A 21,355-nucleotide genomic window follows, 5' to 3' on the forward strand; every position below is an offset into this window, starting at 1 on the left:
GCCGGGACTGCCGGAGCTGTCAGACCTGTCGGAGCCGCGGGAGTTGCCGTGGCCGCGGGAGCCGCCGGACGCGTTCGCGCTGCCGGGCGTACGGGAGCCGTGGGAACGCCTCACCGCACGTCACCGTGGATGAGGTGCCGCACCCTGCCGACGTGACGGCGCACCGCTTCGGCTGCCGCCTCGGCGTCGCCGGCCCGGATGGTCTCCAGGATCTCGGCGTGCTCGGGGACGTTCTTGGCGACGCGGTCGGGGTGTGCGTGCATCACGGCCACACCCATCCGCAGCTGCCGGTCGCGCAGCTGGTCGTAGAGCCGGACAAGGATGGCGTTCCCCGTGCCGCGGACGATCTCCGCGTGGAAGCAGCGGTCGCTGACGGCCGCCGCCGCCAGCTCGCCGGATTCGGCTTCCCTGCCCTGCTGGGCGAGCAGCTCTTCGAGGCGCCCGATCAGCCCGGCGGGCGTGGCGGACGCCGCCTTCCGCACCGCGTGCTCCTCGACCAGCAGGCGGGTCTCGACGACGTCCCTGATCTCCTGGGCCGATACGGGCAGCACCAGGGCGCCCTTCTTCGGGTAGAGCTTGAGGAGCCCCTCCCCTTCCAGGCGGAGCAGCGCCTCCCGCACCGGCGTACGGGACACGCCGACGGCCTCGGCGAGCTCACCCTCGGTGAGCAGCATGCCGCCCTCGTACCGGCGGTCGAGCACGGACTGCTTCACGTGCGCGTAGACCCGCTCCGCCGCCGGAAGGGGCTTCGCGGACTCGGAGGCGGAGGTTGATCCGGCCGAAGCGGATCCGTCGGAGAGGGACACAGCAGAGAGGGACACGGCGGCGGCGGCAGGCATGGACACATCTTAGATACAACAGGTATGCGTACGAAAGCCGGTCCACCATACGGACGGGCGGCATGAGAGCGCCCCGTACGCGGGAAGCCCCGGCGCCCACCGCCGTGAACAGGCGGATGAAGGGCGGGGACCGTCCCGCGTACGGGGCGTCCGGCAGCTCGGGCAGCCCCGGGCTGTACGGGCCGTGCGGCCGTCAGGCCCAGGTGATCAGGCGCCTCGGCTGCTCCAGTACGGCGGCCACGTCGGCCAGCACCTTGGATCCCAGCGCTCCGTCGACGACCCGGTGGTCGAAGGAGAGCGCCAGCGTGGTGACCTTCCTCGGCTTCACCTTGCCCTTGTGCACCCAGGGCTGGTCCTTGACCTGCCCGAAGGCCAGGATCGCGGACTCGCCCGGGTTGAGGATCGGCGTACCGGTGTCGACTCCGAAGACGCCGACGTTGGTGATCGTCACCGTGCCGCCCTGCATGGCCGCCGGGGTGGTCTTGCCCTCCCGCGCCGTGCCGACCAGCTCGCCGAGTGCCGAGGCCAGCTCGGGGAGCGTCTTGGCGCCCGCGTCCTTGATGTTCGGGACGATCAGGCCCCGGGGGGTCGCGGCGGCGATGCCCAGGTTGACGTAACCCTTCTGGACGATCTCCTGGTTCTCCTCGTCCCAGGAGGCGTTGACCTCCGGGTTCCGCCGGATGGCGACGAGGAGGGCACGGGCGACCAGGAGCAGCGGGTTCACCCGCTGTCCCGCCATGTCCGGGTCCTCCTTGAGCTCCTGCACGAGCTTCATCGTGCGGGTGACGTCGACCGTCACGAACTCGGTGACGTGCGGCGCGGTGAACGCGCTGCTCACCATCGCGGCGGCGGTCGCCTTCCGTACGCCCTTGACGGGGATACGGATCTCGCGCGCCGCCTCCCCGCCGGGCGCGGCCTGCGGGGCGGGCCCGGCGGCCGGGGTGGTGACCGGCGCCTCCTGCGGCGCGGGCGCGGTGGTCGGCGTGCTCACGGCGGTGGCTGCCGCGTGCACGTCGTCCCGGGTGATGATGCCGTCCTGGCCGGTGGGGGTGACCGAGGCCAGGTCGATGCCCAGGTCCTTGGCCAGCTTGCGGACCGGGGGCTTGGCCAGTGGCCGGCCGCCCGTACCCGCAGCGGTGCCGGGAGCACCCTGGGCGCCCGGGGCGCCCGGGGCGCCCGGGGCGGAAGCCGGTGCCGCCGGAGCCGCGGCTCCGTTCGAGGCCGCCTGCCCGTTCAGCTCTCCCTGGAGCGCCGCCTGTGCCTCGTTGGGGGACCGGCCGGTGCCGGGCTGCGGCTTGCGCGGACGGCGCTTGGTGGAGCTGGTGCTCACGCCGTAGCCGACAAGCACCGGCTGGCGCGCACCGCCCTGGCCGCCCTCGTCGCCCTCGGCCCCGGCAGCGCCCTCGGGGCTCTGGGGCGCCCCGGTCGTCTCCGGGCCCGCCGCCTCCGGCCCGGCCGAGGGGTCGGTGTCGACGGTGATGATCACCGTGCCGACGTCGACCGTCGTGCCCTCCTCGAAGCGCAGCTCGTGCACCTTGCCGTCGAAGGGGATGGGCAGCTCGACGGCCGCCTTCGCCGTCTCGACCTCGCAGACGACCTGGCCGTCCGTCACCGCGTCCCCGGGCTGCACCGACCAGGAGAGGATCTCGGCTTCGGTCAGTCCCTCGCCCACATCGGGCATCTTGAACTCACGGATACGGGTCGAAGTACTCGTCGTACTCGTCATTGTCACGACTCTCCCGATCCTCAGTACGCCAGCGCGCGGTCGACGGAGTCGAGCACCCGGTCCAGCCCCGGCAGGTACTCGTCCTCCAGCCGGGCCGGCGGGTAGGGCGAGTGGAAGCCTCCGACGCGCAGCACCGGCGCCTCCAGGTGGTAGAAGCAGCGCTCCGTGATCCGGGCGGCGACCTCCGAGCCCGTGCCCAGGAAGACCGGTGCCTCGTGCACCACCACGAGCCTGCCCGTCTTCTCCACCGACTTCTGGAGGGTGTCGAAGTCGATCGGCGACATGGAACGCATGTCGACGACCTCGAGGGACTTGCCCTCCTCCTGCGACGCGGCCGCGGCCTCCAGGCAGGTCTTCACCATCGGCCCGTATGCGGCCAGCGTGAGGTCCGTGCCCGTGCGAGCCACCCGCGCGGTGTGCAGGGGGCCGGGGATGGCGGCGGTGTCCACCTCGCTCTTGTCCCAGTAGCGGCGCTTCGGCTCGAAGAAGATCACCGGGTCGTCGCTCTCGATGGCCTGCTGCATCATCCAGTAGGCGTCCGAGGAGTTGGAGGGCGAGACGCACTTCAGCCCCGCGACATGGGCGAACAGCGCCTCCGGCGACTCGCTGTGGTGCTCGACCGCGCCGATGCCGCCCGCGTACGGGATGCGGATGACGACGGGCACCCGGATCTTGCCCAGCGCCCGCGCGTGCATCTTGGCGAGCTGCGTGACGATCTGGTCGTACGCGGGGAAGACGAAGCCGTCGAACTGGATTTCGACGACCGGCCGGTAACCGCGCAGGGCGAGACCGATGGCGGTGCCGACGATGCCGGACTCGGCGAGCGGCGTGTCGATTACCCGCTCCTCCCCGAAGTCCTTCTGCAGCCCGTCCGTGATCCGGAAGACGCCGCCGAGCTTGCCGACGTCCTCACCCATGATCAGGACCTTGGGGTCGTCCTCCATCGCCTTGCGCAGCGACTGGTTGAGCGCCTTCGCGATCGGCATCTTGCTGACCGTGCTCGCGGCTGCGCTCGCGGTGTTACCGGTGGCCGTGCCTGTCCCGGTGGCTGTGGCTGCCATGGTCACTTGACCTCCTGCGCGGCGCTGCCGCCCTCGTGCTCGGGCCCGGTGGCGAACGACGCGAGATACTCCGCGTACTGCGCCCGCTCCTCGTCGACGAGCGCGTGCCCGTCGGCGTAGACGTTCTCGAAGATCGCCATGGAGTCCGGATCGGGCATGGCGCGTACTGCTTCGCGCACCCGCTTGGCGAGCGCGTCGCTCTCCTCCTCGATGGCGGCGAGGAACGTGTCGTCCGCCAGCTTCTCCTTTTCGAGGAGTCTGCGCAGCCGCAGGATCGGGTCCTTGGCCTCCCACGCCTCGCGCTCCTCGTCCCGCCGGTACTTCGTCGGGTCGTCCGAGGTGGTGTGCGCGCCCATGCGGTAGGTGAACGCCTCGATGAGCATCGGGCCCTGGCCGGACCGGGCCCGCTCGGTGGCGGCCTTGGTCACCGCCAGGCAGGCGAGCACGTCGTTGCCGTCGACCCGCACGCCGGGGAAGCCGTAGCCCGCGGCGCGCTGGTAGAGCGGCACCCGCGACTGGCGCTCGGCGGGCTCGGAGATCGCCCACTGGTTGTTCTGGCAGAAGAACACGACCGGCGCGTTGTAGACGGCGGAGAAGGTGAACGCCTCGGCGACGTCGCCCTGGCTGCTCGCGCCGTCGCCGAAGTAGGCGATCACGGCGGAGTCGGCGCCGTCCTTCATGACGCCCATCGCGTACCCGGTCGCGTGCAGCGTCTGGGAGCCGATGACGATCGTGTAGAGATGGAAGTTGTTGCTGTTCGGATCCCAGCCGCCGTTGTTCACGCCGCGGAACATGCCGAGCAGATTCGTCGGGTCGACCCCACGGCACCAGGCGACGCCGTGCTCGCGATAGGTGGGGAAGACGTAGTCCTCGTCGTTCAACGCCCGGGCGGAGCCGATCTGCGCCGCTTCCTGGCCCAGCAGCGAGGCCCACAGGCCCAGCTCGCCCTGCCGCTGGAGGGCAGTCGCCTCGGCGTCGAAGCGCCGGGTGAGCACCATGTCCCGGTACAGCCCGCGCAACTCCTCGGGAGTCGGGTCGATTGCGTAGTCCGGGTGCTCGACCCGCTCGCCGTCGGGCGTCAGCAGCTGTACGAGCTGCGGCTCGGCGGGCGTGCTCGCAGCGGTCTGGGCGGTCTTCTTCTTCCTGGTCGCGCTCGCGCGCTTCCCGGTGCCGCCGCTGCGGCGCGTCGCGCTGCTGCGCGCGGCAGTGCCTTCCACGGTCACGTGTGCTCCTCCGTCTGTCCGGCCCCCGGGGTCTCCGGGTGGCCAGTGCGGCTCGCCCGGTACCAGTACGGCGCACGGGGTTGGGTGCGACGCGGACGGAACCGAGCGGTGACTAGGGCCTTTGGTCTGGATCTTGCTGGGCTGTCCAGCCGAATCCAAACAAAGACCCAGGCGTCTCCGTCGGGGCCCGCTAAGGACAAGTTACCCAGCACTTCGCAACTGCGCGAAGGGGTCCTGACCTGCGATTTTGCTTGGAAATCCAAGCAAATCGAGCAGAGTGCAAAACGTCGCTGGTCACAGCCTCGCAAGCCGACGGGACCATCGCACGTTATCCCGAGCCCTGGGAAAACGGGAAGAGCGGAGAGAGGACCAGTATGTGAGACTGAGTCCGTGCACCAACAAGGAAATATCACCGTTTTCCTGGTCGACGATCACGAGGTGGTCCGGCGGGGAGTGCACGACCTGCTCGCCACGGAGCCGGACATCGAGGTGGTCGGCGAGGCAGGCACGGCCGCCGAGGCACTCGCCCGCATTCCGGCCGCCCGGCCCGATGTGGCCGTGCTCGACGTACGGCTGCCGGACGGCAGCGGGGTCGAGGTCTGCCGCGAGATCCGGTCGCGGTCCGAGCACGTCCGGTGCCTGATGCTCACCTCCTTCGCGGACGACGAGGCCCTCTTCGACGCGATCATGGCCGGGGCCTCCGGCTACGTGCTCAAGGCGATCCGGGGCACCGAGCTGCTCACCGCCGTACGGGACGTGGCGGCGGGCAGATCGCTGCTGGACCCGGAGGCGACCCACCGGGTCCTGGAGCGGCTGCGGGAGGGCGCAGGGGCCCGTCCGGACGACCGGTCAGGTGAACGGTCAGGTGAGCGGTCAGGTGTGCGGCCGGACGACCCGCTGGCCGGGCTCACCGACCAGGAGCGGAAGATCCTGGATCTGATCGGCGAGGGGCTGACCAACCGCGCGATCGGCGAGCGGCTGCAGCTGGCGGAGAAGACGATCAAGAACTACGTCTCCGGCCTGCTCGCCAAGCTGAGCATGTCCCGCCGCTCCCAGGCGGCGGCGTACGTGGCCCGGCTGCGGGCCGAGGAAGAGCGCTGACCAGGCGGGGACCGCTGACCGCTCAGAAGCTCCAGCGGGTCTGGCTGAACGTGCTGCCCTTGCCGAACCCGAAGGCCGTACGCGGCGCGACCTCGAACACCAGGGCCTTTCCGGCGCCGTGCCGGAAGTGCCCGTCCTCCACGTCGAAGTGCCAGGCGCTGCCGTACTTCGCCTCCCACGCCGCCGCCAGCTCCCGCAGCCGCGCGTCGTCGGCGACCCGCACGGCCTCGCCCTCCACCACCACGTCGCAGCCCTCGCTCCAGGCGTTGGTGCCGGTGGTGAGCACCACCTGGGGGTTCGCGGCGAGATTCCGGGCCTTGCGCTCGCCGGGCCCGGTGCAGAAGTGGAGTGCGCCGTCCCGCCACACCGCGATCAGCGGGGTGACATGGGGGCGGCCGTCGGGGCGCACCGTCGAGATCCAGAACAGCTCGGCTTCCCGGAGGATCGCTTCTGCCTGCGACCAGGGAGCGGCGACCGCCGCCTCGTCGCTGTAGTCGGTGCCGAGCCGGGTCTGCGGTTCCATGGTGGTCATCTCGGGCTCTCCTTCCGTCCCCGGCCAGGTGCGGGGTACGAAAGGGCAGACTCCGGACCGGGGCGGAACTCATCGGTGGACGAGCCATGGCGTCACCACATCACCGCGTCACCGCGTCACCGCGTCACCGCGTCACCGCGTCAGCCGCAGAAGGCGTCCCGCACCGCCTCGTACTGCCTGGTCCACCACACCACCAGGGCCGCCGCCGCCGCGAACTGCGGATCCGCGCGGCCGTCCCGCAGTTCGTAACGCCAGCGCAGCATCCAGAAGTCGTTGAGCCGTTCCCACCACACCCGGTGCACCGCCGCGCTCAGCTCTCCGGGCGAGGCGGTGGCACAGACCCGGTACGCACGCGCGTACGACCGCACCTTGGCCAGATCCATCGTGCCGTCCGGCCGTACGAAGAAGATCGCCGCTCCGCGCACCGCCTCCTCCGCGCGTGGCTGCACCGCCAGCCGGTCCCAGTCGACGAGGGCGACCGGCTCGCTGGGCCCGCCGGGCACCGTGTCGCGGTAGAGGAGGTTCAGCGGGTGGAAGTCGCCGTGCACCCATCCGGCGACGGGCGCGGCCCCCGGGTGCGGGCGGCAGCCGGCGTAGCGGCGCAGCATCCGGCGGCGTTCCAGCAGCCGGTGCTCGGCCAGTTCGTCGAAGCCGTCCCTGGCCCGCCGGTCCCGTACGCGGGCCAGCAGGCCGTCGATCACGGTCTCGGTCTCGTCGGGGTCGGCGGACGCCAGGCCGTCCCCGACCGCGCTGCCAGCCGCGCCGCCGCCGGCTGTGCCGCCGTAGGGGCCCGAGGTGGCGGCGGGGGTCGCGGGCGCGGGGGGCAGGACCTGTTGCAGCCGGGTGTGGACCTGGCCGAGCAGGCTGCCGAGCCGGTGGCACTGGCCGCCGGTCAGTTGGTCCCCGTGCCAGTGACGGCCCTCGATCCACGGGTGGAGCGCGTAGCAGCGCCTGCCCACGACGGTGACCGTATGGCCGTCCGGTGCGGCGACCGGCGGCACGACGGGGAGGCCGAGCGCGCCGAGCCGGGCGGTGGCCCGGTGCTGTGCCTCCAGCGGGCCCGGATCGGCCGGGTCGGTGTCCAGATGGTGCTTGAGGAAGAAGTGGCCACGGGTGGTCGCGAGCCGGTAGCCGCGGTTGAGCAGACCAAGGGAGATCGGCTCGCAGGAGAGTGGCTCTCCCGCGCGGTACCGGGTGAGCACCGTGCTCAGTGTGTGCGCGGGGAGGCGCGGGGGTGACGGCTGCACGAGCCGCATCGTAAACGACTCCGGGCGACCGTACGGTGGCACGCTGTGACTGTGATATAGGCACCAACCAGTCGCAGGGCGGGGTGAGTTCGGAAGAACTCACCCCGCCCTGCGAGCAGGCACCAAATCGTCAGTCGCCGCTGGTCACCGTCGTGGCCTGGCCCGCTTCGCCGCTGGCGCCGGGGTCACCGGCGCCACCCGGGTCACCGGCACCGCCGTCGTCACCGGCACCGCCGTCGTCCTCGCCGCCGTTACCGCCCTGGACCTCTCCCGCGCCCCCGTCGTCCTCGCCGCCCGGGTCCGTGCCGCCGACGTCCGTGCCCGGGTCGGTGTCCCCGCCGCCGGGTGTACCGCTGCCCTCGGTGCCGCCGCCGGGGTCACTCTCGCTCGGCGGGCCGGTGGGGGTGTTGTCCGTCGGATAGCCGCCGTCGTCGTCGGGCGGGGGCTGGGTGGTGGGATCGGCCGGAGGCGTCCAGTCGTCCTCGGTGCCGCCGGTCGCGGTGCCCGGGTCCTCGGTCTCGCTGGGCGGGTCCGAGGGCTTCTTGGACGTTTCCCTGTCCTTGGGCTCGCTGCTGCTGGTCTCGGGAACCGGGTCCGTCTTTCCGCCGTCGTCACTGCCGGCGTTGAGCGCGAAGAAGATTCCGCCGCCGATGGCGAGCACCACCAGGAACGCGATCAGCGCGTACTTGAGGCCGCCGCCCCCGCCCTGGCCGCCGCCGCCCCGCGAGCCGCCGTCGAAGCCGCCGTCGTCCCGGTCCGGGCGGCCCATCAGCAGCGGCGGGCCGAGCTGTGAGGTCTCGCCGTGCTGCGCGTGGCCCTGCGGACCGATGCCGGGCGTGCCCATGGCGGGGGTGGTGCCGCTGCCGGGACCGGCCGGGCCGGTGTTCCAGAGGCCGCCGGTGTGTCCGCCCTGCTCCTGGAGCATGCGCAGGGCGTACTGCACGAGGCCGCGCATCTCCTCGGCGCTCTGGAAGCGGTCGTCCGGGTCCTTGGCCAGCGAGCGCATCACCAGCCCGTCCAGCTCCGGCGGCACGCCGTCGGAGACCTCGGACGGGGGCACCGCGATGTCCTGGACGTGCTGGTAGACGACCGACAGCGGGGTCTCGCCGGTGAACGGCGGACGCAGCGCGAGCAGTTCGTACAGCAGGCAGCCGGTGGCGTAGAGGTCGGAGCGGGTGTCGACCGTCTTGCCCAGTGCCTGCTCGGGGGAGAGGTACTGCGGCGTGCCCATGACCATGCCGGTCTGGGTCATGGTGTTCGAGGCGCCGTGCAGGGCACGGGCGATGCCGAAGTCCATCACCTTGACCGCGCCGGCCTCGGTGATGATGACGTTGGCGGGCTTGATGTCCCGGTGCACGATGCCGTGCTGGTGGCTGTAGGCCAGCGCCTCCAGCACCCCGGAGACGATGATGAGTGCCTGCTCGGCGGGCGGTGAGTCCGTGGCCATCAGCAGTTCGCGGATGGTGTGGCCCTCGACCAGCTCCATCACGATGTACGGCGTGATGTTGCCGCCGATGAACTCCTCGCCGGAGTCGTAGACGGCGACGACCGCGTGGTGGTTGAGCCCGGCGACCGACTGCGCCTCACGGGTGAAACGGGCCTTGGAGACCGGGTCCTCTGCGAGGTCGGACCGCAGCAGCTTGACGGCGACAGTGCGCCCGAGCCGTACGTCCTCCGCCCCGAAGACCTCGGCCATGCCGCCTCGGCCGAGGCGGTGCGTCAGCCGGTACCGGCCGTCGCCGACCAGTCCGCCATTACCCCACATCTCCGGCGAATCGGGCATGGAACCGCCCAAGGACCCGCCCGTCGCGTCGGGCTCCGAAGGGCCCCCAGCGGCTTGCGTCTGTGCCATCAGTCCTCGCCGTCGATCGGTCCGCGGGTTGTGCGGTTGGGTAGGCTGTCCCCCGCTGGAGGCTACCGCCTCGTGATGGGTGCCGAGACCGGGGCGGAAGGCTCATCCAACCGGGTACGGCATCCCGCTGGCAAGTTCACCGCAGCCTCACCAGAGCACCCAACGGCCCCGTCACCAGGGCACGGAGGTGGCGGGCACAGCCGTTCGCGCACCGCCCGTTCCGGCAGTCCGTTCCGTGCCGCTTCCGCACCGGAAGGGTGAGACTTGTGTCTCTTCCATGTGGGCACACGATGCGCATCCGGTTACGGAACGGGCAACGAGCTTGACGTGTCGGAGCCCTCGGGCAGACTTGGGCACGTATCAGGGATCACTGGATCAGGATCGCGAGCACCGATCGCGTACACAGATCGTCCGCTGGATCCGCAGCCTGGGTCCGCCGCTGGACCCAGCGGGGGTCCGCCGGACCATTGGGCAGCCAGACACACATGCGCCGGTACAGCGCCGCCAAGGGGGAAGCAGTCAGATGAGCGACGACGGCGCACAGGGAGCCGCGCAGTATCTGGGCCGTACGGTCGGCAGGGGCAGGTTCCAGCTCCAGAGCCTGCTCGGCGCGGGAGGCATGGCCTCGGTGTACCTGGCGTACGACTCGGTCCTCGACCGTCAGGTCGCGGTCAAGACCCTGCACACGGAGCTGGGCCGCGAGGCGTCCTTCCGGGAGCGCTTCCGCCGCGAGGCGCAGTCGGTCGCCAAGCTGACGCACACCAACATCGTCTCCGTCTACGACTCCGGCGAGGACGAGATCGACGGCTCGATGGTGCCGTACATCGTCATGGAGTACGTCGAGGGCAAGCCACTGCGCACCGTGCTCGACGAGGACGTCGCGCAGTTCGGGGCGATGCCGGCCGACAAGGCGCTGAAGATCACCAGCGATGTGCTGGCCGCGCTGGAGGTCAGCCACGAGATGGGGCTGGTCCACCGCGACATCAAGCCGGGCAACGTCATGGTGACGAAGCGCGGCGTCGTCAAGGTGATGGACTTCGGCATCGCGCGCGCCATGCAGTCCGGCGTGACCTCCATGACGCAGACGGGCATGGTCGTCGGCACTCCGCAGTACCTCTCGCCCGAGCAGGCGCTCGGCCGCGGCGTGGACGCCCGCTCCGACCTGTACTCGGTGGGCATCATGCTCTTCGAGCTGATGACCGGGCGGCTGCCGTTCGACGCCGACTCCCCGCTGGCCATCGCCTACGCGCATGTGCAGGAAGAGCCGGTCGCGCCGTCGACGATCAACCAGGTGGTGCCCCCCGCCGTCGACGCGCTCGTCGCCCGCACCCTGAAGAAGAACCCGAACGAACGGTTCCCCTCCGCCGAGGCGATGCGCGACGAGTGCTCCCGGATCAGCGGCTCCGGCACCGCCTCGGGGGCGGCGCCGATCATCATCAGCGGCGGCCCGGCCGCCAGCGGAGCGGGCCTCGGCCAGTCCGTCTTCCCGCCCGTCAGCGACACCGGCACCCCGCCGCCGCCCGGCGTGCAGCAGCCGTACCAGCCCCAGCAGTACGGCGGCTACGGCCCGTCCACGCCGCCGCCCACCCCGGCGTACGGGCAGCAGGGGTACCCGACCCCGGCCCCGACGCCGTACGGACAGCAGCAGCACGGCGGCGGCGCGCAGACCCCGCCGCCGTACACGATGTCGCCCGCCGGGGCGCCGGGCGGCTCGCACGGCGGCGGCGGGAAGAACAACACGCCGATGCTGATAGGCGTCGCGGTGGTGGCCGTCGCGGTGGTCATCGCCGTGATCGTCGTCATGTCGACGAACAGCGGCGGGGGCGGCGAACCCGAGGCCGACGACAAGCCGACGTCCTCCTCCACGGAATCGGTCGAGCCCGGGGGCACGGGCGGTGACACCGGCGACACGGGTGACACCGGCACGAGCAGTGAGCCCACCGAGGACGAGCAGTTCAAGGACGAGGACAAGACGAAGACCATCGACAGCACCGAGTGCACCGAGGCCAGGGACCACTACAGCGACAAGGGCAAGCTGTACGTCCCGGAGTTCACGTACAAGAACCTCTCCTCGGTCAAGGAGTGCATCCGCAAGGCGGGCTGGAAGCTGGGCGAGGTCACCGAGGAAGACGAGAACGTCTGGGGCAAGAACATGGTCCTGGAGCAGACCCCGGACAGTCTCGACGGCTTCGACCCCGAGAGCGACAAGATCGACCTGACCGTCTCGACCGGCCAGCCGGGCTGAGCACACGACTGACTCCGCTGCTGCACGCACGTGGCCCCGGCACCCTCTCGGGTGTGCCGGGGCCACGTGCGTGTGCGGGTTGCTGTGGGCGGTACGGGCTCAGAGCGTCGGGCTGAGAGCTGGCTCAGGGGACGGGCTCAGAGGTACGGGCCACCGGAGCGGGCGTGCCCCTGCTCACCCATGTCCGGCATGTCGTCCGGCAGCGAACCGGGCGGCAGCGCCCTGCGCATCTGCTCCAGCTGCGCACGGGCCGCCATCTGCTGGGCGAACAACGCCGTCTGGATGCCGTGGAACAACCCTTCCAGCCATCCGACCAGCTGGGCCTGCGCGATGCGCAGTTCGGCCTCCGTGGGCACGCCCTCGTCCGTGAAGGGCAGGGAGAGGCGCTCCAGCTCCTCGATCAGCTCCGGCGCGAGACCGTCCTCCAGCTCCTTGACGGAGCTGGAGTGGATCTCCTTGAGGCGCACCCGGCTCGCCTCGTCCAGCGGGGCGGCCTTCACCTCTTCCAGCAGTTGCTTGATCATGCTGCCGATCCGCATCACCTTCGCGGGCTGTTCGACCATCTCCGTCACGGGGACCTCAGCCTGCTCGTCGGCTTCTCCCTCGCCGCCCTTGGTGGCAGCACTACCGAGAGCCATCCCATCCGGGCCGACGACCAAGACGTGTGGACTCTCCTGCGACCGTTCCTTGTTCGGCTGTGTCATACCCCTATTCTGCCTTCCTGCCCCTCGCAACGCCGCGCTCAGGGCACTCGCGGGCCGCCGGCGGCCGGGGCGGCGCAGGCGGAACAGCCCGGTGCCGCTCAGGAGCGGCGCAGGCGCAGCGCCAGGAAGGCCAGGCCGAGACCGAGCGAGGCCAGACCCGCCCCCAGCGGCAGCACGGGCAGGATCTGCCCCGTGCTGCCCGGCACCGGATCCACCTCACCGGCCTCCCCGGCGTCACCGAACGCCTGCCCGGGACCACGCCCCCGCTCCGACTGCGCCAGCGTCCGCCCCGGCTCCGCCGGAGTGGACGCCACGGGCGCCGGGCTCCACGGCTCCGCCCCCGCCGCGTGCTCGCGACGAGCGGGGCCGCCGGAACGGCGCGCCTGCTGTGCGTGCCCTGCGTGATCAGGGCGCTCGGCATCATCAGGGCGCTCTGCCTGATCAGGGCGCTCTGCCTGATCAGAACGTTCTGCGTGCTCCGCCTGCCCCGATGCCCGCGCCGACGGCTTCGCGGCGGGTGCCGCCTCATGGCCTGCCGGGCGCCCCATGGCAGCCCCACCGGGCCGCAGCGGCGCCGGCAGGGAGGGGAGCGCGCCCGGCGACTCCCACCACACCACGGCTCCGTGCGCGCTCCGCGTCTCCGCCGCGCGACCGCCCCCGGAGGGCCGGTCCGCCGGACCGGCGGCTCCCGAGGGCACCGCCGGGAGCATGCCCACGGCAGCACAACTCAGCAGGGTTACCCCGGCGACCGCAGCGCACCGATGGCGACGAGGGTTACCCATTGCTGTTCCCTCCCGTGCCGGACCCGTTCAACGGCGTAACCAGCGTCACACAGTTACCCGAATGCGGCATCTCGGACACCGGTCGGCACGAGCAGAGGCCGGGACGGGGGCGGGGGCGGGGACGGGGGCCCGTCAGAGCGTCAGCACGACCTTGCCGACATGGGTACTCTCATCCAGCACCCGGTGCGCCTGCCCCGCCTCCCGCATCGGCAGCGTACGGTCCACCACCGGACGCACCCGCCCGTCCGACAGCAGCGGCCAGACGTGTTCGCGTACGGCCGCGACGATCGCCGCCTTCTCGTCGGCCGGACGCGCCCGCAGCGAAGTCGCCGTCACCGCACCCCGCTTGGCCAGCAGCGCCCCCAGGTTCAGTTCGCCCTTGGTGCCGCCCTGCATGCCGATGACGGCCAGCCGCCCGTTGACGGCGAGCGCCCGCACATTGGGCTCCAGATACTTGGCGCCCATGAGATCGAGGATGACGTCCGCGCCGTGGCCGTCCGTCGCCGCGCGAAGCTCCGCCACGAAGTCCTGCTCGCGGTAGTTGATCAGGATGTCGGCGCCCAGCTCCGCGCACCGCTCCAACTTCTCCGCGCTGCCCGCCGTGACGGCGACCCGCGCGCCGACCGCCTTCGCCAGCTGTACGGCCATCGTGCCGACGCCGCTGGAGCCGCCGTGCACCAACACCGTCTCGCCGGGACGCAGATGGGCGATCATGAAGACGTTCGACCAGACCGTGCACGTCACCTCCGGCAGCGCCGCCGCCTCCGGGAGGGAGACGCCACCCGGCACCGGAAGCAGCTGACCGACGGGCACGGCGACCATCGAGGCGTACCCGCCGCCGGAGAGCAGCGCGCACACCTCGTCGCCGACCGCCCAGTTGCTCACCCCCGGTCCGAGCGCGACGATCCGCCCCGCGCACTCCAGTCCGGGATAGGGCGAGGCGCCGGGCGGCGGGTCGTAGAAGCCCTGCCGCTGGAGGAGATCGGCCCGGTTGACGGCACTCGCCGCCACCTCGACCAGAACTTCGCCGTCACTCGGCACAGGGTCGGGAACCTCCGCCCACACCAGGGCTTCTGGTCCCCCCGGTTCGGGGATCGTGATCGCATACATGCCGCCGACGCTACGCCTGGAAACGCCGGCGGTGGCAACACCTCACAGAGCCTGTAGGGCGCGTCGGCTGCCGGGGCCGACGGAATCGGTCGACGCTGCGGCCATGATCAGCCCCGAAGCGTGGTCGAAGCGTCGACCGATCCGCGAGGCGTGGCCAGGAGCTCGAGCGTGTCGATCACGCGGTTCGAGAAACCCCACTCGTTGTCGTACCAGGCGACCACCTTGACGTGGCGGCCGTCGACGCGGGTGAGAGCCGAGTCGAAGATCGCCGAGGCGGGGTTGCCCGTGATGTCGGAAGACACGAGCGGGTCGTCCGAGTATTCGAGGACGCCCGCGAGCGGCCCCTCCGCTGCGGCGCGGTACGCCGCCAGCACGTCGTCACGCGTCACGTCGCGCCCGACGGTCGCGTTGAGTTCGACGATCGAGCCCACCGGCACCGGCACCCGGATCGAGTCGCCCGACAACTTGCCCTCGAGGTTCGGCAGCACGAGGCCGATCGCCTTGGCGGCGCCCGTCGTGGTCGGCACGATGTTGACAGCGGCGGCGCGGGCGCGGCGCGCGTCGCGGTGCGGACCATCCTGCAGGTTCTGCTCCTGCGTGTAGGCGTGCACCGTCGTCATGAAGCCGTGCTCGACAGCGGCGAGCTCGTCGAGCACCGCGGCCAGCGGCGCGAGCGCGTTGGTCGTGCACGAGGCGTTCGAAATGATCGTGTGCACGTCCGGGTCGTACGCGCCGGTGTTGACCCCGAACGCGAGCGTGACGTCGGCGCCGTCCGAGGGCGCACCGATCAGTACCTTCTTCGCGCCCGCGTCGAGGTGGGCACGGGCGGCCGTCGCCGACGTGAAGCGGCCGGTCGCCTCCAGCACGAGGTCGACGCCGAGCTCGGCCCACGGCAGCCGGGCCGGTTCGCGTTCGGCGAGCACCGTGATGCGACGGCCGTCGACGACGAGGGCGTCCCCGTCGGCGGTCACCGGCCGGCCGAGGCGGCCCGCCGTCGTGTCGTAGGCGAGCAGCCGCGCGAGGGTGGCGGGCTCCGTGAGGTCGTTGACGGCGACGATCTCGAGGTCGCTGCCGCGTTCGAGCAGGGCGCGCAGCACGTTGCGTCCGATGCGGCCGAATCCGTTGATGGCGATGCGAGTCATGGTGGTGTCCCTTCGGTTCACCCCCAGGTTCGCGCGCGGCATCCGGCCGTGGCAGCGGAGAGAACGCCACGGTTCGAAAGGATCGCGCCACGGGGTGCGGGGGCCCGTGGGGCCCCGGGCGAGGTGCGGGGCGGTCAGCCGCCCGCTACTCGCCCTGGGCGAAGGTGCGCCGGTATTCGCTCGGCGTGGTGGCGAGGATGCGCTGGAAGTGCAGCCGCAGATTCGCGCCCGTGCCGAGGCCGACATCGGCGGCGATCTGCTCGACGCTCCGCTCCGAACGCTCGAGCAGCTCACGGGCCGCGTCGACGCGGGCGCGCATGACCCACTGCATCGGCGTGTACCCGGTCTCCTTGACGAAGCGGCGCGAGAACGTGCGCGGCGACACGGCCGCATGCCGGGCGAGCAGCTCCAGGGTCAGGGGCTCGCCGAGCCGGTAAAGCGCCCACTCGCGCGTGGCCGCGAACCGCTCGCCGAGCGGCTCGGGCACGCTGCGCGGCACGTACTGCGCCTGACCGCCGCTGCGGTAGGGGGCCGCGACCAGGCGCCGGGCCGCGTGGTTCGACGCGGCCACCCCGAGGTCGCCGCGCAGAATGTGCAGGCACAGGTCGATGCCCGAGGCCGCGCCGGCCGACGTCAGCACGCTGCCCTCGTCGACGAACAGCACGTTCTCGTCGACCTGAACGCGCGGATGCCTCGCCGCGAGCGCACGCGCGTAGTGCCAGTGCGTCGTGGCGCGCCTGCCGTCGAGCAAGCCCGTCGCGGCGAGCGCGAAGGCGCCCGTCGAGATGGCGGCGAGCCTCGCACCCCGCTCATGTGCGGCGACCAGCGCGTCGACGACGGCCTGCGGCGGATCGTCGCGGTCAGGGAACCGGTAGCCGGGGATGAAGACGATGTCGGCCCACGCCAGCGCGTCGAGGCCGTGGGACACGTGGTACGACAGGCCGTCGCCGCCGGTCACCAGGCCGGGTGCCGCCCCGCACACCCACATCTCGTACGGCATGCTCGCGCGGGTCGTGAACACCTGTGCGGGGATGCCGACATCGAGCGGCTTCGCACCTTCGAGCACAAGGACGGCGACGCGATGCGGGCGGGAGGCTGGCACGGCGAACAGGGTACGTCGGCCCTCCGGGCTCCGGGCTCCGGGCTCCGGGCTCCGGGCTCCGGGCCTAACCGGAGACGAGGCGGAGGATCGCGGTGCCGTCCGCGCCGGAGAGGAGGTGCACCCCGACGGTGCCCTTCTCCTTCGCCGGTGGCTCGCCCGCCGGGCCGCAGCTGCCGCTGCTGCCGCCCTGGTAGATGGTGGCCGTGCAGCCCGTACCCGGACCGCTGGTCTCGGAACTGGTCTCGCTGCCGTTGTTCTTGGTGCCCAGGGTGACCTTGTAGCCGATCTCGTCCTTCCCGACCTTGGTCAGGGCGAGCTTGGCAGGGCCCTCGAAGACGTCCAGATTGATCGTCACCGGTTTGGACACCGCGATCTCGCAGTTCCCGTCCGTGCAGGCGGCGGTGTCGGTGCCGTCCGCGGCCGTCGGGGCGGGTGACGACTTCGGCTTCGGCTTCGGTGAGGCGTCGGCGCTGCCGGAGGCGGCGGGCTTGGCGTCGTCACCGGAGTCGTCGTCCGAATCACCGCAACCGGCCGCAGCCAGCACGGTGAGCGCCGCCAGCAGAGCACCGGCCGCCGCCCGTCGTGTACGTCCCGCCGTCGTCAAGTTCGGCATGGAGAAGGGCCCTTCGCGCACGTCTTTAGAGCTCGGGGGTCGAGCTTAGCGAGCGGAGCCCGAGGGAGGTACCGCGCGCACCTGTTCGCCGTGTACCGAACCGCAGACCCCAGAGCCTGGGACGGCCTACCCCGAGGCCGTTCTGGGGGAGGGGGTGGAGCGGTGGATGACAACGACGCGGTCGGTCAGTTCGAGCCGGGCCGCCTCCGGGTCGTCGAAGCCCAGCAGGCGGTGGCCCCGTACGACCGTGACCACCAGGTCCGCGCACTCGCGCGGTGAACCGCCCGCCTCCGCCTTGGTCACCGGACGTTCACTGAGGCTGAGGCCGGTGCCCTGCTGGATGAGGTCTTCCATGACCGAGCTGGCGTTCGGGCTGAGGACGGAGAGGCCCAGCAGGCGCCCCGCAGCGCTGGAGCTCATGATGACCGCGTCGGCGCCGGACTGCCGGAGCAGCGGCGCGTTCTCCTCCTCCCGCACGGCCGCGACGATCCGCAGCTGCTGCTTGAGCTGCCGGGCCGTCAGGATCACCAGCACGGCGGTGTCGTCGCGCTGCGGAGCGACCACGATCTGCTTGGCCCGCTGCACCTCCGCCCGCACCAGCACCTCGCTCCGGGTCGCGTCGCCCACCACCCCGGCGTAACCCTGCTCGGTCGCCGCCTTGATCACATGGTGGCTCGGATCGATCAGCACAAGCCGGTCTTTGGGCGTACCCGTGGTCAGCAGCGTCTGCGCCGCGGACCGGCCCTTGGTGCCGAATCCGACGATGACGGTGTGATCGCGCAAGGCGGACCTCCAGCGCCCCTGGCGCCACTGCTCGCGGGTGCGCTCGGTGAGGACTTCGAGCGTGGTGCCGACGAGGATGATCAGGAACAGGACACGGAGCGGCGTGATGAGCAGGATGTTGACGAGGCGGGCACCGTCACTGACCGGGGCGATGTCGCCGTAACCGGTGGTGGAGAGGGTGACGGTCGTGTAGTAGAGGGCGTCGATGAAGCCGACCGTGCCGTCGTCGCTGTCGGAGTAGTCCTCGCGGTCCAGATAGACGAGCAGCACCGTCGCCCACAGCACGGCGAACGCCGCCAGCAGCCGCCGCCCGACCTGCCGCATCGGGCCGACACTGGGGCGCGGCAGCAGGATGTTCTGATCGGCGGAATCCCGCCGGGACTTCCCCGACTCCTTGCGCGACTTGGGCACGATCACCAGGGCAGTTCCAGAAGCTGTACGGGCGTGCCACTGGGCGCGCCACCGGGCGGGACGACGGCGAGATGGGTCGCCACCGCGATACCGCGAAGCATGGCAGGCCCGGCGTAGCGCAGCGGGACCGCCCCGGCCGAGTCGGCGGCGTGCGTCACCGGCACCAGCCGGGTGTCGCGGGGATGCCCCTGCACCTCCTCCGTCAGCCGCGCATGTACGGGCGGGGGCGCGGGGCGGCCCGAACGGCTGCGGATGAGCGGGGCAGCGAGCGTGACCAGCCCGGACACGGCGGCCAGCGGGTTGCCGGGCAGGCCGATCAGATGCCGTGCGGCGTTGGCGGCACCGACGGCACCGACGGCACCGGCGCGACCGGCGAGCGTGGCGAGCAGCATCGGGTGACCGGGGCGCACCCGCACCCCGCCGACGAGCACCCGCGCGCCGACACGGCGGAGGGTGGGGTGGACGTGATCCGCCGGGCCGTGGGCCGTGCCGCCCGTGGTGACCACCAGGTCGGCGGTGGTGGTCGCGACCGCCTCGTGCAGCGCCTCGGCGTCATCGCCGAGGCGTCGCGTGACGAGGACGTCGGCGCCCAGCGCCTCCAGCCACGGTCCGACCAGCGGGCCGAGCGCGTCCCTGATCCGGTCGCCCCGCGGCAGCCCCCGGTGCAGCAGTTCCTCGCCGAGCACGAGCACCTCGACGCGCGGGCGCGGGGTGACGGTCAGCTGGTCGTACCCGGCCGCCGCCGCCAGCCCGAGCACGGCGGGAGTGACCGGCGTACCGGGGGTGAGCAGTTGGTCGCCGGAGCGGCACTCCTGGCCGCGCGGGCGGATGTCGGCACCGTGGGCGGCGGTGTGCTGAGGGGCGGCATCGGTGAGCCGCAGCCGGGTGCCGCCGTCCTCGCGGGCGTGCTCCCGGCGGACCACGGCGGTCGCGCCGTACGGGATGCGGGCACCCGTGGCGATCCGGACGGCGCTCCCGTCGGACAGCGGTGCGGGTTCGGCCTGACCGGCGAGGATGCCGTGGGCGGCGGGGCTCAGACGCCAGGGACCGGGGCCGGAGACGGCCCAGCCGTCCATGGCCGAGGTGTCGAACGACGGCAGATCCGTCAGGGCCTCCACCGGCGCGGCCAGCACATGATGCAGCGCCCGGTCCAGCGGCAGCGTACGGGGCGGCGCGGCGGTCACCGTACGAGCGGCGACGCGGCGCGCCTCACCCCAGCGGACGGGCTCCGGCGCGGCCGGCTCCGCACCCCGCGCGCCTCCGCCGGCCCGGCCGGGGGGCGGCGGCGGGGCGCCCGCACCAGGTGTGTCGGGGCGGCTGCCCCGAGAGGGCCTGGACGGCTCCGCGCCGTCTTGGCCAGCGCCAGTGCCAGCGCCAGTGCCAGCGCCAGCGCCGGTGGTACCGGCAGCCGGGGAGGGCCGCCTCGGTGCGCCTTTGGCCGGGGCGGGGCGGCTGGCACCTGCGCGACGGGACGGCTCCGTGCCGCCACGGCCAGTGGCGGGGCCGTCGGCGCGGCGGGCAGGGCCGTCGCCTTCGGCGGCCGAGGCCGCCGCCGCACCTCCACGACGCCGCTCGGACGGCACCCACGGCGCGGCGAAGACATCGCCTGACGCAGCTGCGCTGTTCTGGTTCGCCTCGCCCCGGCGTGCGGACTGTGGCGGTGGGGGCGCGGCGGGCGAGCCGCGCGGGGCCCCGGCGGGCGGTGGCGGGGCGTCCGCACCGGCGGCGGGGCGGCTGGGACCCGAGCGGCGGCGCGGCTCCGCGCCACCCGTGGCTCCGGCAGACCGCCCGGAGGGCGGCGACGTGCCCGTGGTGAGCCAGTCGGGGAGGAGGCCGTCGTCTTCGGGGCCGGGTGCGGCGGAGCGTGCGGCGCCCGGTCGGGCGCCGTTGGCGAGGGCGACGGCCTCGTCGATTTCGTCCGGGCCGCTCATGCCGTTCCCGGCCCCGATTGCGCGTCGCCGGGTGTTCCTGGTTCGGCCTCTGCCGCCCACCGGTTCGCCAGCTCGGCGGCCCGGCGGGCGATCTCCGCGACGTCCTGCACCGATCCGCCGCGCTGCGCGGCGGCGTACCCGACCAGGAACGTGGTCAGTGGTGCGGCGGGCCGGGCCACGCCGTGCGCCGCGTCGCGCGCGAGGTCGAGCAGCAGGGCGGTGTCGACGTCGAGGTCGATACCCAGTTCGGTCTTGACTGCGGCAGTCCATTCGTCCAGCACGTTGCCATGCTCCCTGATGCGGGCCCGGGCCGTGGCAAGGTCGTCCCAGGTGTCGCAGTCGAGTGCGTCGGGCGAGGTGATGCGGCGCAGCTCCAAGCCGGGCAGCAGCAGGCCCAGCGGGAGGTTGGCGAGGGTGCCGTATTCGGTCCGCAGCAGGGCCAGTTCGCGGCGGAGCGACTCCGCGCGGTACGCCGCCACCAGCGGCTGGTCGCGGCCGTCGTTGACCACGGTGCCGTCCGCCGACTTCACGTCCAGCAGTTCTCGTACAGTCGCGGGCCGCAGGAACGGCAGGTCGGCGGAGAGCACCAGTACGGTCTCCCGCGCCGTCTTCCGCAGGCCCGCGTCCAGCGCGGCGAGCGGGCCGCCGCCCGGCGGGTCCTCCCGGACCCAGGTGACGGGCCGGTAGGTGGCGCGGCGGGGGCCGACCACCACGGTCGCCGTCGCGTCGGCACAGGCGGCGAGCGTGCGGTCGAGGAGGGAGCGGGCTCCGACGGTGAGGGCGGGCTTGTCCGCCCCGCCGAGCCTGCGCGCGCCCCCGCCCGCGACGACGACCGCGTCGTACGGCGGGGCGGCACCGTACGGAGCGGCCGCGTCGTACGGCGCGCCGCCGTGCGGGCCGGGGTCGGGAGGCGTGGCATCGTGCGGGTGGTCGGCCGGGTAAGGGGTCACG

The 21,355-nt window shown here is 72.4% G+C and carries 18 protein-coding genes; 2 read left to right on the forward strand and 16 right to left on the reverse strand.

Annotated elements, in window-relative coordinates:
• Positions 1 to 110: 110 nt before the first annotated feature.
• The 4 genes from LHJ74_RS03730 to pdhA all read right to left on the reverse strand — a co-directional run bounded on the left by LHJ74_RS03730 (position 111) and on the right by pdhA (position 4,849).
• Positions 111 to 839, reverse strand: coding sequence for a GntR family transcriptional regulator (locus LHJ74_RS03730; RefSeq protein ID WP_260216039.1), 729 nt, complete (start codon positions 837 to 839; stop codon positions 111 to 113).
• Positions 840 to 1,032: 193 nt separating this feature from the next.
• Positions 1,033 to 2,565: a dihydrolipoamide acetyltransferase family protein gene (locus LHJ74_RS03735; RefSeq protein ID WP_260216040.1), complete on the reverse strand. Its 1,533-nt coding sequence runs from the start codon at positions 2,563 to 2,565 to the stop codon at positions 1,033 to 1,035.
• 20 nt (positions 2,566 to 2,585) lie between these two features.
• Positions 2,586 to 3,551, reverse strand: a complete 966-nt coding sequence (locus tag LHJ74_RS03740) for an alpha-ketoacid dehydrogenase subunit beta (protein WP_260216534.1) — start codon at positions 3,549 to 3,551, stop codon at positions 2,586 to 2,588.
• Positions 3,552 to 3,628: 77 nt separating this feature from the next.
• Complete coding sequence (gene pdhA / locus LHJ74_RS03745; RefSeq protein ID WP_260216042.1) at positions 3,629 to 4,849, reverse strand: pyruvate dehydrogenase (acetyl-transferring) E1 component subunit alpha; 1,221 nt, start codon at positions 4,847 to 4,849, stop codon at positions 3,629 to 3,631.
• A 390-nt stretch (positions 4,850 to 5,239) separates the two neighbouring features.
• Between pdhA and LHJ74_RS03750 the strand changes: the two genes are divergently transcribed.
• Entirely contained in the window at positions 5,240 to 5,950 is a 711-nt protein-coding gene (locus LHJ74_RS03750; RefSeq protein ID WP_260216043.1) for a response regulator, read from the forward strand.
• A gap of 22 nt (positions 5,951 to 5,972) precedes the next feature.
• On the opposite strand, the gene LHJ74_RS03755 is transcribed toward LHJ74_RS03750, so the two are convergent.
• From LHJ74_RS03755 to LHJ74_RS03765, 3 genes are all read right to left on the reverse strand, one after another.
• On the reverse strand, positions 5,973 to 6,482 hold the full coding sequence (locus tag LHJ74_RS03755) for a pyridoxamine 5'-phosphate oxidase family protein (protein WP_260216044.1): 510 nt from the start codon (positions 6,480 to 6,482) through the stop codon (positions 5,973 to 5,975).
• 140 nt (positions 6,483 to 6,622) lie between these two features.
• Positions 6,623 to 7,729: a phosphotransferase gene (locus LHJ74_RS03760; RefSeq protein WP_260216045.1), complete on the reverse strand. Its 1,107-nt coding sequence runs from the start codon at positions 7,727 to 7,729 to the stop codon at positions 6,623 to 6,625.
• A gap of 130 nt (positions 7,730 to 7,859) precedes the next feature.
• The gene (locus LHJ74_RS03765; RefSeq protein WP_260216046.1) at positions 7,860 to 9,581 is read right to left on the reverse strand and encodes a protein kinase domain-containing protein; all 1,722 of its coding nucleotides are present in this window, start codon (positions 9,579 to 9,581) and stop codon (positions 7,860 to 7,862) included.
• Positions 9,582 to 10,104: 523 nt separating this feature from the next.
• Here LHJ74_RS03765 and LHJ74_RS03770 point away from each other — a divergent pair.
• Positions 10,105 to 11,826 (forward strand): protein kinase domain-containing protein, encoded by a 1,722-nt coding sequence (locus LHJ74_RS03770; protein WP_260216047.1) that lies wholly within the window; start codon positions 10,105 to 10,107, stop codon positions 11,824 to 11,826.
• Positions 11,827 to 11,963: 137 nt separating this feature from the next.
• Here the strand turns inward: LHJ74_RS03770 and LHJ74_RS03775 are convergent, their stop codons facing one another.
• The 9 genes from LHJ74_RS03775 to LHJ74_RS03815 form a co-directional block, all read right to left on the reverse strand.
• Complete coding sequence (locus tag LHJ74_RS03775) at positions 11,964 to 12,530, reverse strand: bacterial proteasome activator family protein (protein WP_260216048.1); 567 nt, start codon at positions 12,528 to 12,530, stop codon at positions 11,964 to 11,966.
• A 98-nt stretch (positions 12,531 to 12,628) separates the two neighbouring features.
• On the reverse strand, positions 12,629 to 12,844 hold the full coding sequence (locus LHJ74_RS03780; protein ID WP_260216049.1) for a hypothetical protein: 216 nt from the start codon (positions 12,842 to 12,844) through the stop codon (positions 12,629 to 12,631).
• A 600-nt stretch (positions 12,845 to 13,444) separates the two neighbouring features.
• Positions 13,445 to 14,422 carry an NAD(P)H-quinone oxidoreductase gene (locus tag LHJ74_RS03785; protein ID WP_260216050.1) on the reverse strand — a complete coding sequence of 326 codons (978 nt, stop codon included), beginning with the start codon at positions 14,420 to 14,422 and terminating at the stop codon, positions 13,445 to 13,447.
• 107 nt (positions 14,423 to 14,529) lie between these two features.
• Positions 14,530 to 15,564 carry a type I glyceraldehyde-3-phosphate dehydrogenase gene (gene gap / locus LHJ74_RS03790; protein ID WP_260216051.1) on the reverse strand — a complete coding sequence of 345 codons (1,035 nt, stop codon included), beginning with the start codon at positions 15,562 to 15,564 and terminating at the stop codon, positions 14,530 to 14,532.
• Between the two features lie 145 nt (positions 15,565 to 15,709).
• Positions 15,710 to 16,666 (reverse strand): GlxA family transcriptional regulator, encoded by a 957-nt coding sequence (locus tag LHJ74_RS03795; RefSeq protein WP_260216052.1) that lies wholly within the window; start codon positions 16,664 to 16,666, stop codon positions 15,710 to 15,712.
• 64 nt (positions 16,667 to 16,730) lie between these two features.
• Positions 16,731 to 17,279 carry a hypothetical protein gene (locus LHJ74_RS03800; RefSeq protein ID WP_260216053.1) on the reverse strand — a complete coding sequence of 183 codons (549 nt, stop codon included), beginning with the start codon at positions 17,277 to 17,279 and terminating at the stop codon, positions 16,731 to 16,733.
• A gap of 126 nt (positions 17,280 to 17,405) precedes the next feature.
• Positions 17,406 to 18,473, reverse strand: a complete 1,068-nt coding sequence (locus LHJ74_RS03805; RefSeq protein ID WP_260216054.1) for a potassium channel family protein — start codon at positions 18,471 to 18,473, stop codon at positions 17,406 to 17,408.
• Between the two features lie 2 nt (positions 18,474 to 18,475).
• Positions 18,476 to 20,056 carry a molybdopterin molybdotransferase MoeA gene (locus LHJ74_RS03810; RefSeq protein WP_260216535.1) on the reverse strand — a complete coding sequence of 527 codons (1,581 nt, stop codon included), beginning with the start codon at positions 20,054 to 20,056 and terminating at the stop codon, positions 18,476 to 18,478.
• Positions 20,057 to 20,400: 344 nt separating this feature from the next.
• A complete protein-coding gene (locus LHJ74_RS03815) occupies positions 20,401 to 21,354 on the reverse strand; it encodes a DUF6457 domain-containing protein (RefSeq protein ID WP_260216055.1) in 954 nt (317 codons plus the stop codon).
• Position 21,355: the final 1 nt, after the last annotated feature.

The sequence above is a fragment of the Streptomyces gossypii genome, assembly GCF_025165795.1.
Classification (GTDB): domain Bacteria; phylum Actinomycetota; class Actinomycetes; order Streptomycetales; family Streptomycetaceae; genus Streptomyces; species Streptomyces gossypii.

Coding starts and splice junctions, on each gene's coding strand:
- LHJ74_RS03755 (WP_260216044.1), bottom strand. CDS start 6,482: ATGACCACCATGGAACCGCAGACCCGGCTCGGCACCGACTACAGCGAC.
- LHJ74_RS03800 (WP_260216053.1), bottom strand. CDS start 17,279: ATGCCGAACTTGACGACGGCGGGACGTACACGACGGGCGGCGGCCGGT.
- LHJ74_RS03775 (WP_260216048.1), bottom strand. CDS start 12,530: ATGACACAGCCGAACAAGGAACGGTCGCAGGAGAGTCCACACGTCTTG.
- LHJ74_RS03765 (WP_260216046.1), bottom strand. CDS start 9,581: ATGGCACAGACGCAAGCCGCTGGGGGCCCTTCGGAGCCCGACGCGACG.
- LHJ74_RS03730 (WP_260216039.1), bottom strand. CDS start 839: ATGCCTGCCGCCGCCGCCGTGTCCCTCTCTGCTGTGTCCCTCTCCGAC.
- LHJ74_RS03735 (WP_260216040.1), bottom strand. CDS start 2,565: ATGACGAGTACGACGAGTACTTCGACCCGTATCCGTGAGTTCAAGATG.
- LHJ74_RS03740 (WP_260216534.1), bottom strand. CDS start 3,551: ATGCCGATCGCGAAGGCGCTCAACCAGTCGCTGCGCAAGGCGATGGAG.
- LHJ74_RS03770 (WP_260216047.1), top strand. CDS start 10,105: ATGAGCGACGACGGCGCACAGGGAGCCGCGCAGTATCTGGGCCGTACG.
- LHJ74_RS03785 (WP_260216050.1), bottom strand. CDS start 14,422: ATGTATGCGATCACGATCCCCGAACCGGGGGGACCAGAAGCCCTGGTG.
- gap (WP_260216051.1), bottom strand. CDS start 15,564: ATGACTCGCATCGCCATCAACGGATTCGGCCGCATCGGACGCAACGTG.